Source organism: Sphingobium sp. VMM (assembly GCF_056790315.1).
This window is the reverse complement of record NZ_JBXGSI010000013.1, coordinates 20,504-34,942: the sequence shown is the minus strand read 5'-3', so window position 1 is coordinate 34,942 and position 14,439 is coordinate 20,504. Positions and strand designations below refer to the sequence as shown.

Genomic DNA, 14,439 nt, shown 5'->3' with positions numbered 1-14,439 from the left:
ATCAGATACCAAAGAGCGCGGCCACGCGGCGCGCGAGATATTTATTATATTCCCGCACCAATATGGTGAGGCTGGGACGGCTGGGCACCGCGTCATAGACAAGGTTGATGCGGCCCGGAAGCGCCTGACGCAGTTCGAGCGCGGAACGCCGCATATGCCAGTCGGTGGTGATGAGGCGGACGCTCTTATAATCGCGCCGTTCCAGCCAGCGGGCCGTCTCGATCGCGTTGGAGCGGGTGTCGATCGCCTCGCGCCCCAGGGTGATGCAGCAGGTGAAGAGCGACAGCCGCGTCTTGTATTCGGCCGCCAGTTCGACCGGACGGACCGAGCGGTCGACGCCCGAAATCAGCATGCGCTTGGCCGCGCCTTCCTCCAGCAGGGCCAGCCCCCGGTCGATCCGACCGGCGCCGCCGGTCAGCACGACGATCGCGTCGGTCTGTCGCCCGTCGAGCGGCTGGGGCAGGAACATCGCGAACCAGGCGAAGCCCAGCATCCAGCCGAGCAGCGTAACGGCGATCAGGCGGACGATCATAGCGAGCGCCCGAGTGCGCGCAGCACGGTCCAGCGGCCGGTGAGCGTCGACAGGAGAATGCCGGCAATCGGCAGCGCCGCGAGCAGCGCCCAGCTGGTCCAGGGCAAGGCGACCGCGCCCATCAGCTGCGATCCGGTGGCCGACAGGCGTGCGCCGATCAGCAGGATCACCAGCACGGCGAAGGAAAAGCCCAATGCGCCGCCCATGGTGGCGTCGAGCGCGATCCGACGCTGGAACAGGCGGGCGATCTGTACATCGGTCGCGCCCATCAGGTGCAGCACCTCGATCGTGGTGCGATGGCTGTCATGCGCGCCGCGCGCCGCCAGCACGACGACGGCGCCGGTGGCGAGCCCCATCAGCAGCACCAGCCCGCCCGACAGCCAGCCCAGCGCGGTGAGCAGGCCGGCCAGCGGGGCAAGGAAGGCGGCATGGGGTTCGACCCGCAGGCTGGGCGACAGGGTAGCGAGCGACCGGCGCAACCGGTCGACCTTGGCCGTCGCATCGCCCGGCGTCAGGCTGATGTCGATCAGCGCCGGGATCGGCAGGTCGCCGCTGGTCACATCGGCGCCGAGCCAGGGACGCAGTTGCTGCGCCAGCGTAGCGGCCGGGACCGGTGCGACCTGGCGCACATCGCGATTGCCGCGCAGCGCCTGTTGCACGCGGGCGGAGAGATGGTCGCGCTGCTGCGCATCGGCCTCCACCACCTGAACCGTGGCGCGGCCGGCAAGATCGGCGCTCATCGCGCGGACGGCAGTGCCAAGGCCCAGGCCCGCCGCGGCGGCCAGCACGGTCAGGAACATCATGATCGCGATGATCCAGGGCATCGGCCCCGCCACCCGGCCGGCGGGCAGCAGGCGATGGCGCGCGGCCGCGGCGCTGCGACGATTGCCCCCGGCCATCAGACGCCACCCTGCGGACGGGGCGGATAGCGCAGCGCGCCGGTCGGATCGGCCAGCCGGCCCTTGTCCAGCCGCATCATCTGCGCGCTCGCCACCTGCGCCATCAGCGGCAGGTCATGGGTGGCGACGACGATGGTGGTGCCGAGGCGGTTGAGCGCTTCGAACAGGGTCATGAGGCGGCGGGCCATGTCCGCATCGACGTTACCGGTCGGTTCGTCAGCGACCAGAATCTCCGGCCGGCCGATCACCGCACGGGCGATGGCGACACGCTGCTGCTCCCCGCCCGACAGGGTCGCGGGGCGCGCCTGGCCGCGATCGCCCAGCCCCACCCAGTTCAGCATTTCGCTGACCGGCGCGTCGATCTCGCTTTCCTCCATGCCCGCGACCCGCAGCGGCAGGGCGATATTGTCATAGGCGGACAGATGCGGGACCAGCCGGAAATCCTGGAACACGACGCCGATGCGGCGGCGAAAGCCGGGCAGGCGCTTGCGGGGGAGCGTCACCACATCCTCGCCGAACAGGCGGATCACGCCGCGACTGGGTCGCTGGGCGAGATAAAGGAGCTTCAGCAGGGATGTCTTGCCCGCGCCCGAGCTGCCGGTGAGGAAATAAAAATCGCCGCTGTTGAGCGAGAAGCTGACGTCGGACAGGGTCTCGCTGTCCAGACCATAGCGCAGGCCGACATTTTCGAACTGGACGATGGCCGACATAAGTGACGTGTGGCGCCGATGCGCTCCCTGCTTCCCCGAAGCCCTGCCATGGCACAGGCGGCGGGGACGCGTAAAGGGTAGGCCGACAAACTATCCCGCGCAATGCCGCGAGTCGCGCCATGAGCGGGTCTGTGTTTCAGACTCTTGCCCTAGAGTCCCTGCCATGCCTATGAAGCAGAATGATCCTGGTGTGCCCCAATTGCGCGACGCGCTACATCGTGCCCGACACCGCCGTCGGCCCGGACGGACGCCAGGTGCGGTGCGCCGCCTGCAAGCATAGCTGGTTCCAGGAAGGCCCCGCCCCCGCGCCGCGTGAAGAGGCGCCGGAACCGGTCGCTCCCGCGCCTGTTGCGCCGCCACCCGCTCCTCCGCCACCACCGCCGCCTCCCCCCGTGGAAGCCGCGCCCGCCGAAGCGCCGATGCGATTCACGCCGGCGCCCGAGCCGGAACCGGTCGCACCCGCGCAGCCGGAGGCCGCTGCCCCGCCACCCGTCGAACCTGCGGCCGAGCCGACGCCGGCGATCGCGCCCGATTACCGGTTCGACGACATTTATGCCGGCGTAGCGCAGCCGGCCGAAGAGGTGCCACCGCCGCCGTCGCTGCCGGCCAAGCGTCGGCGCAATGGCGCCAAGCTGCTGACCTGGGCCGCCGTCCTCTTCTTCCTGCTGGTCGCGGCCGCCGGCGCTGCGCTCCATTATTTCGGGCCGCCGGCCTGGGCGGTGAATATGGGGCTGGTCGCCGAAGAGGGCGATCCGGACCTGCTCTTCTATCTTTCCAAGCCTGCCGAGCGGCGCAAGCTGCCGACCGGCGAGGAATATTTCGCCTTTGGCGCGCGGATCGTGAACAGCGGCAAGCAGGCGCTGCCGGTGCCGCCGGTGCTGGTGCAGCTGCGCGACCGGCAGAACCGGCTGGTGTTCAGCTGGACCACCAAGGCGGACAAGGCCCGGCTGAAGCCCGGCGAGGAAGCGTCGATCAACGAAAGCCGGATCGACATTCCCAAGAATGCCGAGAATCTCTCGCTGACCTTCGTCGAATAAGCCTGATCGTCAGGGGTAGCTGACGGTCTTGGGCCGGCCCTGCGGGATCGGGATAAATTCCTGATCGTCGCCCGGTATCAGCGAGAAACGCATCGCTTCCCAATCCTCGCGCGCCTGCATCAGCCGGTCCTTGGTCGAGGAGACGAAATTCCACCAGACATGGCGCGGGGTCGTGAATGCCTCGCCGCCGCACAGAACCAGATTGGCACCATGATCGCTGTGCAGCGTCGCCGGCACGCCGGGACGCAGCACATAGAGGGTCTGGGGCAGCAGTTCGACGCCGTCGAGCGTGGCCAATCCCTGCCAGAGATAGAGGGCCCGTTCCTCCGCAATCGCATCGATCGGGATCGAGCCGCCGGGACGCAGCTGGATATCGGCATAGATGGTGTCGGCATAGGTCGAAACCTGTGCCGTCTCGCCCCAGAGGGTGCCCATGATGACCCGCGCCCAGGAGGCATGATCCTCCAGCACCGGCAGGCCGCCGCCCTCGACATGCTCGAAGGCGGGATCGCATTCCTCGTCACGCTCCGGCAAGGCGAGCCAGGTCTGGATCGCCAGCAATTTCTTGCCATGGCCGCGATCGGCGGGCGGGGTGCGTTCCGAATGGACGATGCCCTTGCCCGCGGTCATCAGATTGACCGCGCCGGGGCCGATCAACTGCTGCGTGCCGAGCGAGTCGCGGTGGAGGAACGTCCCCTCCAGCATGTAGGTGACGGTGGCGAGGTTGATATGCGGATGGGGGCGGACGTCCACCCCCTCCCCCGTCGGCAACAGCGCCGGCCCTGCCTGGTCGAAGAAGATGAAGGGGCCGACCATGGTCCGCTCCTTCGCCGGGAGCGCGCGATGCACCTTGAAATCGCCCAGATCATGGGTCGTTGGCGTGATCGTCTGCAGCAGCACATTGTCGCTCGACATGGGACGGCTCCTGTCGTTGGGGTCAGGCTTCTCCGGGTGCGCGGGCCTTGATCGCGAGGGCATGGACCTTGTCGCGCAGCAGGTCGGCGAGCGCGGCATTGACCAGGCGCTGGCGCGCGACGCGGCTCTGGCCGACGAACCGTTCGGCGACGATCTCCACGGTGAAATGGCTTTCGCCTGAGCCGTCATGGCCGGCATGGCCGCGATGCTTTTCGCTGTCGTCGATGACGGCGAGATGGGCAGGCGTCAGGGCGGCGCGCAGCCGCGCCTCGATTTCGGTGGCGACAGGGCCTTTGAGGTCGGTGGTCATGCGCCCTATATAGGCTGCTTTGCCAGCCATTCCATCAGGACAATCTTGAGCAGCGATCCCTTCTCGACCCGTCGTTTCAACCGTTTCCATGGCCGCGTGGAAAGCGACCGCCCCTGCGCCGTGCCCGGTTGCCCGGAACCGGGCGAATTTCGCGCGCCATTGCAGGAAGGCCACCGGTCGCATCATGAAGGGCCGCAATGGCGCTGGCTGTGCCTGGACCATGTCCGCGCCTTCAACCAGGGCTATAATTTCTTCACCGGCATGAGCCCGGAGGAAATTGCCGCGGCCCAGCGCCCCTATGCCGGCTGGGAGCGGGAGACCCGCGCCTTTTCCAGCAATGCCGCCAGCCCGCCGCCCAAATGGTCGGACTTCCAGGACCCGCTCGACGCGATCGGCGCCAAGTTCAAGGAGCGCGTCGCCAAGGCGCGGGCTGATGCGCAGGTGCGGCAGGACGGCCAGTTCCTGTCAGCCGAGGACCGCAAGGCGCTGTCGGTGATGGGCCTGCCGATCGATGCCGACCGCAAGGCGCTGCGCACCCGCTATACCGAATTGCTGCGCCGCTATCATCCCGACCATAATGGCGGCGACCGCACCAAGGAGGGGCAGTTGCAGAATGTGATCGAGGCCTATGGCCATCTGCGCAAGGCACCGGTGTTCGCTTAACTTCGCATATTTCCCGCTTATTTTGACATCAAGTTACAAGAGTTGGAAATCTTGCTGCGCGCGCCTGCCCAGCCTTATCCGGTCTAGCATCAGCCCCCGATGTAGGACAGGATGGCCTTGCCGGGTGGGAATGACGCTGCCATAGCGCCCGGCCCTCGATTTTCCCGGAGAGACCCCATGCAGGATCAGCCCCGCGCGCTGGGCCTTGATTTCGGCACGACCAACAGCGTCGCCGCCATCGCCGATGCCGGCCAATCGGAGCTGGTCGAATTTGCCGGCGCGCAGGCGACCGGCGCGGTGTTCCGGTCTGCCCTGTGCTTCTGGCATGACAGCCATGTGAAGGGCGGCATGGCGCATGAGGCCGGCCCCTGGGCGATCAGCGAATATCTGGAATTTCCCGAGGACAGCCGGTTCCTGCAGTCCTTCAAGTCGGTGGCGGCCAGCCCGATCTTCGAAAGCGCCAGCATCTTCGAGAAACGCTATCGCTTCGAGGAACTGGGGCAGATGTTCCTGGGGAAGATGATCGGCCATGCTGGCGGCACGCTGGACAAGCGCCCCGAGCGGATCGTTGTCGGCCGGCCGGTCGAATATGCCGGCGCGCGGCCTGACGAGGCGCTGGCACGGCAACGCTATGACGCGATGTTCGCCAGCTTCGGCAGCGAGATCCATTATGTCTATGAGCCGCTGGGCGCCGCGTTCAGCTATGCCAGCCGGCTCGACAGCGCGGCGACCATCCTGGTCGCGGATTTCGGCGGCGGCACCAGCGACTTTTCGCTGGTACGGGTGGAGGCGCCGGGCGCGGCGCGGCGCTGCGTGCCGCTGGGATCGGCGGGTATCGGCCTCGCCGGCGACCGGTTCGATTATCGCATCATGGACCAGTTGGTGCTGCCGATGCTGGGCAAGGGCGGCGCCTACACCTCCTTCGGCAAGGAGCTGGAGATACCGCGCAACTATTTCGCCGATTTCGCCGACTGGTCGCGCCTGGCGCTGATGCGCAACCGGCGGACGATGGACGAGCTGGCCAAATTGCAGAAGGCGGCGCGCGATCCCGCCGCGATCGGCCGGATGATCACGGTGATCGAGAAGGAGCTGGGCTATCCGCTCTATGACGCGGTCGGTGCGCTGAAGCGGGCCCTGTCGGACGCGGACAGCGCCACCTTCCGCTTCGAAGGTGGCGGCATCAGAATCGAGACCGAGGTTGCGCGCGCCGATTTCGAGCGCTGGATCGCGGCCGACATCGCCGCGATCGAGGCGACCGTCGACAAGGCGCTGGCCAAGGCCAATGTCGCCCCGGAAAGCATCGACCGGGTGTTCCTGACCGGCGGATCGTCGCTGATCCCGGCGATCCGCGACATCTTCTTCCGCCGCTTCGGCCATGACCGGATCGCCACCGGCGGCGAGCTGACATCGATCGCCCATGGGCTGGCACTGGTCGGACAGGAGGCCAATCTGACCGAATGGGCCGCTTGATCGCCGGCCGCCGAGCCCCCACTGTCTCGACACACCCTTGCCCGATCGTTTAGGGCGAGAGTGACTCGCAGGAAGATGATGACGACATGACCGACATTTCCAACATCCAGCCCGATGCCCGTTCCGAGACGCTGATGGAGGCGCCCGACCGCGAAGTCGATGTGCGCGAGATGTTCGGCATCGACATCGACATGAAGGTCCCGGCCTTTTCCCAGGCCGACGAGCGCGTGCCCGACCTTGACCCCGCCTATGTGTTCGACCCGGACACCACGCTGGCGATCCTGGCCGGTTTCGCCTTCAACCGTCGCGTCATGGTGCAGGGCTATCATGGCACCGGCAAGTCGAGCCATATCGAGCAGATCGCCGCGCGCCTGAAATGGCCGTGCATCCGCATCAATCTGGACGCGCATATCAGCCGCATCGACCTGGTCGGGCGCGACGCGATCGTGCTGAAGGACGGCCAGCAGGTCACCGAATTCAAGGAAGGCCTGCTGCCCTGGTCGCTGCAGCGCCCGGTCGCCTTGGTGTTCGACGAATATGATGCCGGCCGCCCGGACGTGATGTTCGTGATCCAGCGCGTGCTGGAAACCGACGGCAAGATGACACTGCTCGACCAGAATCGCGTGATCCGGCCGAACCCGCATTTCCGCCTGTTCGCGACCGCCAACACGGTCGGCCTGGGCGACACGACCGGCCTCTATCATGGCACGCAGCAGATCAACCAGGGCCAGATGGACCGCTGGAATCTGGTGGTGGCATTGAATTACCTGCCCGCCGCGACCGAGGCGCAGGTGGTGCTGGCGAAGTCGGGCGAGTACGACCATGAGGGCGGCCGCAAGGAGGTCGAGAGCATGATCAAGGTGGCGGAACTGACCCGCCAGGGCTTCATCAACGGCGATATCTCGACCGTGATGTCGCCCCGCACCGTGATCAGCTGGGCGCAAAATGCGCTGATCTTCAAGGATGTCGGCTTCGCCTTCCGCCTCTCCTTCCTCAACAAGTGCGATGAGGCGGAACGGCCGCTGGTGGCGGAATATTATCAGCGCGTCTTTGGCAAGGACCTGCCCGAGAGCGTGGCGAGCCGGGCGAACTGAACCTTCGCACGGCCCCTTGAACGAAAGGGCGGAACCCATGATCGTCGTCGAACGGATCGACCCCAATGGCGGCAGTGCGCACCGGATCAGCATCCGGGGCCATGAGATCGTCGCCGACATGTCGGCGCCCGACGGCCATGACGCCGGGCCGGACCCGCATGACCTGTATGATTCGGCACTGGGCGCCTGCAAGGCGATGACCATGCTCTGGTATGCGCAGCGCAACGGCATTCCGGTCGAGAATATCCATGTCGGCGTGGTGCGCGATGCGAGCCAGGAGCGGGCCGGGGTCTACAAGCTGACCACCCGCATCGCCGTGACCGGCCCGATGAGCGACGAGCAGCATGACAAGCTGATCGCGGTCGCGGCCAAATGCCCGGTCCACAAGCTGATGAGCGAGGTCGAGACGCAGATCGAGACCGTCGCCGTGCCGCGCGTGCGCGATCCGGAGGGCCGGTGACCGAACGTTCCCCCCTCGACGCCTTCAAGGATGTGCTGGCCGGTACCGCGCGGGCGATGACGCGCGACATGGAGGTGGAGGTGAGCTTCACCGCCGACACGCCGCACATGGTGGGCAAGGCGATCAAGGTGCCGACGCCCAGCCGCGCTTTGCCCGCCGATCAGGTGGCACTGGCGCGCGGCTTTGCCGACGCCAATGCGCTGAAGCTGCGCCACCATAATGCCAGGCTGCACAATGCGATGGCGCCGGGCGAAGCGGTGGCGCGCGCGGTGTTCGACGCGGTCGAGCAGGCGCGGGTCGAGGCGATCGGATCGCGGGCGCTGGACGGCGTGCGCGCGAACCTGAACGAGGCGCTGGCGATGCGCCTGAAGTCCGATCCGATCCGCCGGGCGCGGGCGGCGGACGAGGTGCCGCTGTCGACCGCGCTGGCGCTCAAGGTGCGCGAACGGCTGACCGGCCAGGCGGTGCCCGAGGAATTGCAGCCGGCGATGAAGCTGGTCGACCAGTGGATCGAGGACAAGGCGGGCAGCGATCTCGACGCGCTGGGCCTGGCGATCGATGATCAGCGCGCCTTCCAGAAGCTGACCCAGGCGATGCTGGAGCATCTGCAACTGGTCGATGCCGACGTGCCGCCCGAAACCGACGACCCCGAGCCCGAGGATGAGGGCGAGGACAAGGAGGAAGAGCAGGAAGAAGGCGATTCCGGCCAGGAGGAATCGGGCGACAGCGACATGAACGCCGAGGCCCGATCCGAGGATCAGGGCGGCGAGACCGAAGAGGGCGACACCGACTATAGCGAGGAGCTCGACGCCGACGCGGAAGACGGCGCCGACGATATGGGCGAGGAAGGCATGATGCCGGTGCGGCCCAATCGGCCGACATCCGACCTGCCCCCCGGTTTCGACTATAAATCCTATACCCTAAAGCATGACGAGGTCGTCACCGCCGACGACCTGTGCGACGAGGATGAGCTGAACCGTCTGCGCGGTTTTCTGGATCAGCAGCTTGTGTCCTTGCAGGGCGCGGTGACCAAGCTCGCCAACCGGTTGCAACGCCGGTTGATGGCGCAGCAGCTTCGCTCGTGGGATTTCGACCAGGAAGAAGGGATTCTGGACGCGGCGCGGCTGGCGCGGATCGTGATCGATCCGACCCGGTCGCTGACCTACAAGATCGAGCGCGACACCGAGTTTCGCGATACCGTCGTCACCCTGTTGATCGACAATTCAGGATCGATGCGCGGCCGGCCGATCAGCATCGCCGCGATCAGCGCCGACATCATGGCCCGCACGCTGGAACGCTGCGGCGTGAAGACCGAAATCCTCGGCTTCACCACGCGCGCCTGGAAGGGCGGACAGAGCCGCGAGGACTGGCTGGCGGCGGGGCGTCCGCCGATGCCGGGGCGGCTCAACGACCTGCGCCACATCATATACAAGAAGGCCGACGAACCCTGGCGCCGGGCGCGCAGGAATCTGGGCCTGATGATGCGCGAAGGGCTGCTGAAGGAGAATATCGACGGCGAGGCGCTGCTATGGGCGCATGCGCGCCTGATCGCGCGGCCCGAGGAGCGGCGCATCCTGATGGTGATTTCCGACGGTGCGCCGGTCGACGACAGCACCCTGTCGGTCAATAGCGGCACCTATCTGGAGCGGCATCTGCGCCAGGTGATCGACTGGATCGAGAACCGGTCGCCGGTGCAACTGGTGGCGATCGGCATCGGCCATGATGTCACCCGCTATTATCGCCGCGCCGTGACCATCATGGACGCCGAACAATTGGGCGGCACGATGGTTGAACAGCTTGCAGGGCTGTTCGACGAGGATTGACCGGCCAGTTCGGTCCCGTCGTCCCGCATTATTGGAATTCTGGAGAGGCAAGATGAGTGTCGCCTTTCGTCGCGAGAGCGACGATGAGCATATGGAGCCCAAGTTCGAGCTGCCGATCCCGCTGGGGCCGAACTGGGTCACGGCGCGCGGATTGCGGCTGACGCAGGAACAGGTGGCGGCGCTGGAAGCGATCGACACCGCTGCGATGGACGAGGAAGCCGCCAAGAAGCACAAGCGAGTGCTGCGCTATTGGCGCACGCGGCTGGCGACGGCGGAACTGCGCCCGGCCCCTGATGGCGAGACGGTCGCGTTCGGGACGCGGGTAACCTATCGGCTGAACCGGCAGGAGAAGACCGTGGCGATCGTGGGCGATGACGAGGCCGATCCACATGAGGGGCGGATCAGCTTTTCCGCACCGCTGGCTCGCGCGATGATGGACGCCGAAATCGGCGAGGCGGTCGATTTTGCCGGCAAGGACGGCGCGATCGAGATCGTGGCGATCGGGGTGGTGGACGAGGCGTAAGCCCCCTCACCGATTGCGATCATGAAAAGGGCCTCCCGGCGACTTGCCGGGAGGCCCTTTTCAGATTCAGGCGCCTCGGGCGGCCTCGAACAGGAACCAGGCGCGCTGTTCGGCCTGGTCGGTCCAGTCGTCGACAATGCCTTCGGTCGCATTGTCGCCTGCCTCGGTAGCGGCGGCCTTCACCGCGCGGAAGGTTTCGACCAGCGCCAGATTGTCGTCGCGCAGTTCCTTGAGCATGTCGGCCGGGCTGACGAAATCGGCGTCATTGTCCTTGACGGTCTGATGACGGGCGACGTCGCCGATCGAGCGCAGCGTGGTGTTGCCGGTCTTGCGCACGCGCTCGGCGATCAGATCGGTCACGTCCAGAATCTCGGTCGCCTGCTCGTCGAACATCAGATGATAGTCGCGGAAATGCGGGCCGGAGACGTGCCAGTGGAAATTCTTGGTCTTGAGATAGAGGGCAAAGCTGTCGGCCAGGGCGCCGTTCAGGGCCTCTGCGACCGACTTGGTGGCGTTGCTCTTGAGGTCGGTGGGCGTCTTGAGATCGGGGGCGGTCATGCATTGTCCTCCTGTTGGGGCGGAATTGATTTCGGACATATAATGATTGTCCGTCAATAAGGTGCCCCCGCAAGTCGGAAATCTTTGGGCAATTTATCGGTCAGGCTGATGAAGGGAATCGATCAGAGCCGGCCGATCGCGCTCATCGCCATGCCCGCACCCGCCAATATGGCGATGCCGCCGCCGACCAGCCGAATCGCGCGCACCGGCAGCACGGAGAGGAACCGGTCGCGCATCAGGATCACTGGCACGCTGGCGGCGATCACGCCGATCGCGCCGCCGATCGCGGCCAGCGCCGGGTCGGCCGTGCGGGTGGCGATGCCCAGAATCAGGAATTGCGGGCCGTCGCCAAAGCCGAGGATGAAGACGCCGAGCGCAGTGGTGAGGAACGGCCCGATGCGCCAGTCGTCGAGCGTGTCAGGCATCTTCACTGGCCAGAGCAGGCCGACGCCCAGGAACAGCAGCGACAGCGCCATGAACAACAGCCGTGCGTCATGGCCCAGCATCGGCCCGATCCAGGCGCCCGCTGCCGCGGAAAGCGCTGCATTGGCGATGGCGGCAACGGCGACGCCGGCGATGATCGCCCCGTCGCGTTGATAGCGATGGGCGAGCGCCAGCACGAGCAACTGCCCCTTGTCCCCGATTTCCCCGAACAGGCAGCCCAGCAGGGCGATCAACAAGGCGTCCATTCCAAATCCCGTCAGGCGTGCAGGCGGTGCACCGTAGCGGGCGCGGCGGCCGGCGGCAAAATATTGTCGAGCGGCGGCAATTCGTCGGCGATCGCGTCCCGCATCCGGTCGAGATAGGAGAGGACCACCGAATCGAGCCCGTCTAGCGAGAGGACCGACTGGAGCGTGGCGGCCAGGTCGCCGACGCTATCGACGCGGAAGGCGCGCGCGATATGGCGGATCTGGTCGACCTCGTCATGCAGGCGCGGCACCGACACATGGCCGCGCTGGGCGGCGAGTCCGTCGACCCGCCGCAGCAGGTCCGCCAGAATCGCCAGTTTCGGATCATGTCGCATGGAGCCATCTCCCTTCATCCGTGCCCCGCCTGACAGCATGCGCGCATAGGGTTAAAGGGCCGTAAAGCCTGTTGCGCAGCCTCCATTGGGCACGCGAGCCTTGACATCGGGGCGAATCTGCCCCAAGGGGCACCGCTGAAACGGGGCGGTCCGACAGGGCCGCTTTTCTTTTTACGCTATTTCAAGACCAGGGACCAAGCCATGGCCAAGCCGGCAACTGTCAAGATCCGCCTCGTCAGCACGGCTGACACTGGCTTCTTCTACGTCACCAAGAAGAACCCGCGCACCACGACCGAAAAGCTGAGCTTCAGCAAGTATGACCCGGTCGTGCGCAAGCATGTCGAGTTCAAGGAAGCCAAGATCAAGTAAGCCGTAGCGGGCTTCGCGCCCGCGCGCCTGATCTTTCGGCACCGAAAAAGGCCCGTCCCTGTTGGGAGCGGGCCTTTTCCTGTTGGCATTCGAGCCGGATAGGCCCCCGATCCGAAGATCGGGAGCCCGATATCGTCAGTTGCCGACCGGCTTGGCGTCGGTGCGGCGTACGACGATGGTCGAGGAGCGCGGCTGCTGGCCCGAAACCGGCCAGTTGCCGGTCGGATGCTGGATGTTGATGAAGAAGTTCACCAGATCCGGCGTGTAGGCGATACCGGTGATCTCGCACCCGGCCGGACCGACCAGGAAGCGCATCGACTTCTTGGTCGACTGGTCGATGTAGAACATCGCATTCTGGCCGAAGACCTGTTCGATCGTGCGGCTGGAATCACCCGACGAACCCGGCACCGAATGGTCGGTCTGGACCCACAGGCGGCCCTTGGGATCGATGCGGATGCCATCCGGGCTGGAGAAGGTGTCGCCGTTGATATTGCCTTCCAGATCGTCAGTGGCGGCGCCGAAGCTGGCCAGCGAGGGATCACCCGCCAGCAGGAAGATTTCCCAGCTGAACTTGGTGGACAGCGGCGAATTGCCGTCCTCCTTGAACTTGATGATATGGCCGTGGCGGTTGGTCGTGCGCGGATTGGCGGCGTCGGTCGACTTGCGGCTGCTGTTGTTGGTCAGCGTCACGAAGATCGCGCTGTTGTCGGGCGCAACCGTGATCCATTCGGGGCGATCCATGACGGTACCGCCGGCAACACGGGCAGCCGAGATGGTGTTGACCAGCACCTGCGCCTGGTTGGCGAAATCGACCGTGGTCGGGGCAGGCGCCGTGGTGAACTGGCTGACATTGCCCGGATCGGACGCGCCGACGACCAGGCCATTTTCACCCTGGACCAGCGCACGCCATTCGCCCGTACCGTCGCCGTTGAAGCGGGCGACATAGAGGGTGCCATGGTCGAGCATGTCGGTGTTGGCGGCGCGATTGCCGGTCGAATAGGCGCGATCGCAGACGAACTTGTAGATGCAGCCCGGCGTGCCGTCATGGCCCATATAGAAGGCCACGCGGTTGTTGCTGTCGGCCATATAGGCGACATTTTCATGGTCGAAACGGCCCAGCGCGGTGCGCTTGGTCGGCACGGCCAGTTCCAGATAGGGGTCGATTTCGACCACCCAGCCATAATTTTCCTCCGGCTGCGTCGGATCGAGATAATTGTCGGTCGATTCCTCACAGGTGAGATAGGTGCCCCAGGGGGTCCGGCCCGACGAGCAATTGTTGAGCATGCCCTTGATGGTGCCCGACAGCAGGCCCGACGCGGGGCCGCTGGCCTTGTAGCTGCTGTTGCCGGTGTAGCGCTTGTTATATTTCGAGCCGGCCTTGACCGACCATTTGCCGTCCGACGCCTTGGCGACCTCGACCACGCCGATGCCGACCGCCGACAGGGCGAGCGCCTTCTGATCCGCCGTCGCGGTGGCCGCGTCATAGCTGCCGGCCATCAGGATGTTGAAGTCGGGATATTCGAAGTTCATCGCCAGCAGGCCGCCGCTATTGGCGTCGGTGCCCGACAGTTCGAAATATTCCATGCCGTCATGATTGCCGCCGGCCCATTTTTCGGCGTCGGCGGGGGTCGGATAGCTGCCCGAATAGGGGGTGCCGGTTTCGACCGAGTCGCCCGCCTTGAGCAGGACGTCGACGGTGTAGCCCGACGGCACGGTCACGGTGTCGGCCATGCTGGCGGCGACCGGCGTGAAGCTGATGCCATAGCTGGGCGTCGGGGTCGGCGTGGGGGTCGGAGTCGGCGTGGGCGTGGGCGTCGGGGTCTCTTCATCATCGTCATCGCATGCGGCCAGCGCGCCGAGCATGGGCAGGATGGAGAGGCCGAGCAGGCCGTTCTTGAGGATGGTGCGGCGGGCCGGATTGGCGGCGACGATCGCCTCCAGGCTCTGGTCGCCCATATCGATGGTCGGCTGGGCCGCACGCGTGGCCGCGCGCGCCTCGTCGGTCAGATGAGACATGATAAAATACCCCTGTGCATGCGAGCGCCGGCATGA

Annotated in this window: 17 protein-coding genes; 8 read left to right on the top strand and 9 right to left on the bottom strand. The window is 66.0% G+C overall.

Annotation, left to right across the window (positions count from 1 at the left end; translation table 11 throughout):
* Position 1 precedes the first annotated feature (1 nt).
* The 3 genes from ACUCV3_RS17000 to ftsE are packed head-to-tail and all read right to left on the bottom strand — an operon-like array spanning position 2 to position 2,141.
* Complete coding sequence (locus tag ACUCV3_RS17000) at positions 2 to 532, bottom strand: YdcF family protein (protein ID WP_010338644.1); 531 nt, start codon at positions 530 to 532, stop codon at positions 2 to 4.
* Entirely contained in the window at positions 529 to 1,431 is a 903-nt protein-coding gene (locus ACUCV3_RS16995) for a cell division protein FtsX (RefSeq protein WP_279728057.1), read from the bottom strand. Before ACUCV3_RS16995 ends, ACUCV3_RS17000 begins: the two co-directional genes overlap by 4 nt.
* Positions 1,431 to 2,141 carry a cell division ATP-binding protein FtsE gene (gene ftsE / locus ACUCV3_RS16990; RefSeq protein ID WP_010338642.1) on the bottom strand — a complete coding sequence of 237 codons (711 nt, stop codon included), beginning with the start codon at positions 2,139 to 2,141 and terminating at the stop codon, positions 1,431 to 1,433. Before ftsE ends, ACUCV3_RS16995 begins: the two co-directional genes overlap by 1 nt.
* Positions 2,142 to 2,320: 179 nt before the next feature.
* On the opposite strand from ftsE, the gene ACUCV3_RS16985 reads away from it, so the two are divergent.
* Positions 2,321 to 3,178 carry an MJ0042-type zinc finger domain-containing protein gene (locus tag ACUCV3_RS16985; protein ID WP_279728058.1) on the top strand — a complete coding sequence of 286 codons (858 nt, stop codon included), beginning with the start codon at positions 2,321 to 2,323 and terminating at the stop codon, positions 3,176 to 3,178.
* Positions 3,179 to 3,187: 9 nt separating this feature from the next.
* Here ACUCV3_RS16985 and ACUCV3_RS16980 read toward each other — a convergent pair whose 3' ends face one another.
* Positions 3,188 to 4,093 (bottom strand): pirin family protein, encoded by a 906-nt coding sequence (locus ACUCV3_RS16980; RefSeq protein ID WP_279728059.1) that lies wholly within the window; start codon positions 4,091 to 4,093, stop codon positions 3,188 to 3,190.
* A 22-nt stretch (positions 4,094 to 4,115) separates the two neighbouring features.
* Positions 4,116 to 4,403: a BolA family protein gene (locus tag ACUCV3_RS16975; protein ID WP_004208941.1), complete on the bottom strand. Its 288-nt coding sequence runs from the start codon at positions 4,401 to 4,403 to the stop codon at positions 4,116 to 4,118.
* Between the two features lie 45 nt (positions 4,404 to 4,448).
* On the opposite strand from ACUCV3_RS16975, the gene ACUCV3_RS16970 reads away from it, so the two are divergent.
* From ACUCV3_RS16970 to ACUCV3_RS16945, 6 genes are all read left to right on the top strand, one after another.
* Positions 4,449 to 5,066, top strand: coding sequence for a J domain-containing protein (locus ACUCV3_RS16970; protein WP_279728060.1), 618 nt, complete (start codon positions 4,449 to 4,451; stop codon positions 5,064 to 5,066).
* A 177-nt stretch (positions 5,067 to 5,243) separates the two neighbouring features.
* The gene (locus tag ACUCV3_RS16965) at positions 5,244 to 6,536 is read left to right on the top strand and encodes an Hsp70 family protein (RefSeq protein WP_279728061.1); all 1,293 of its coding nucleotides are present in this window, start codon (positions 5,244 to 5,246) and stop codon (positions 6,534 to 6,536) included.
* Positions 6,537 to 6,622: 86 nt separating this feature from the next.
* Positions 6,623 to 7,630, top strand: coding sequence for a cobaltochelatase subunit CobS (gene cobS / locus ACUCV3_RS16960; RefSeq protein WP_004208944.1), 1,008 nt, complete (start codon positions 6,623 to 6,625; stop codon positions 7,628 to 7,630).
* Positions 7,631 to 7,667: 37 nt separating this feature from the next.
* A complete protein-coding gene (locus ACUCV3_RS16955) occupies positions 7,668 to 8,090 on the top strand; it encodes an OsmC family protein (RefSeq protein ID WP_097384775.1) in 423 nt (140 codons plus the stop codon).
* Positions 8,087 to 9,913 (top strand): cobaltochelatase subunit CobT, encoded by a 1,827-nt coding sequence (gene cobT, locus ACUCV3_RS16950; protein WP_279728062.1) that lies wholly within the window; start codon positions 8,087 to 8,089, stop codon positions 9,911 to 9,913. The genes ACUCV3_RS16955 and cobT overlap by 4 nt, the downstream gene beginning before the upstream one ends.
* 52 nt (positions 9,914 to 9,965) lie before the next feature.
* The gene (locus ACUCV3_RS16945; protein WP_048938548.1) at positions 9,966 to 10,436 is read left to right on the top strand and encodes a GreA/GreB family elongation factor; all 471 of its coding nucleotides are present in this window, start codon (positions 9,966 to 9,968) and stop codon (positions 10,434 to 10,436) included.
* 66 nt (positions 10,437 to 10,502) lie between these two features.
* Here ACUCV3_RS16945 and ACUCV3_RS16940 read toward each other — a convergent pair whose 3' ends face one another.
* From ACUCV3_RS16940 to ACUCV3_RS16930, 3 genes are all read right to left on the bottom strand, one after another.
* Complete coding sequence (locus tag ACUCV3_RS16940; protein WP_048938547.1) at positions 10,503 to 10,994, bottom strand: Dps family protein; 492 nt, start codon at positions 10,992 to 10,994, stop codon at positions 10,503 to 10,505.
* 122 nt (positions 10,995 to 11,116) lie between these two features.
* Positions 11,117 to 11,683 carry a TMEM165/GDT1 family protein gene (locus tag ACUCV3_RS16935; protein WP_004208951.1) on the bottom strand — a complete coding sequence of 189 codons (567 nt, stop codon included), beginning with the start codon at positions 11,681 to 11,683 and terminating at the stop codon, positions 11,117 to 11,119.
* 11 nt (positions 11,684 to 11,694) lie between these two features.
* Positions 11,695 to 12,018, bottom strand: coding sequence for a hypothetical protein (locus ACUCV3_RS16930; RefSeq protein WP_004208952.1), 324 nt, complete (start codon positions 12,016 to 12,018; stop codon positions 11,695 to 11,697).
* 201 nt (positions 12,019 to 12,219) lie between these two features.
* On the opposite strand from ACUCV3_RS16930, the gene rpmG reads away from it, so the two are divergent.
* Positions 12,220 to 12,387, top strand: a complete 168-nt coding sequence (gene rpmG / locus ACUCV3_RS16925; protein ID WP_004208953.1) for a 50S ribosomal protein L33 — start codon at positions 12,220 to 12,222, stop codon at positions 12,385 to 12,387.
* Between the two features lie 135 nt (positions 12,388 to 12,522).
* Here the strand turns inward: rpmG and ACUCV3_RS16920 are convergent, their stop codons facing one another.
* A complete protein-coding gene (locus ACUCV3_RS16920) occupies positions 12,523 to 14,403 on the bottom strand; it encodes a PhoX family protein (RefSeq protein WP_125989177.1) in 1,881 nt (626 codons plus the stop codon).
* Between the last annotated feature and the right edge of the window lie 36 nt (positions 14,404 to 14,439).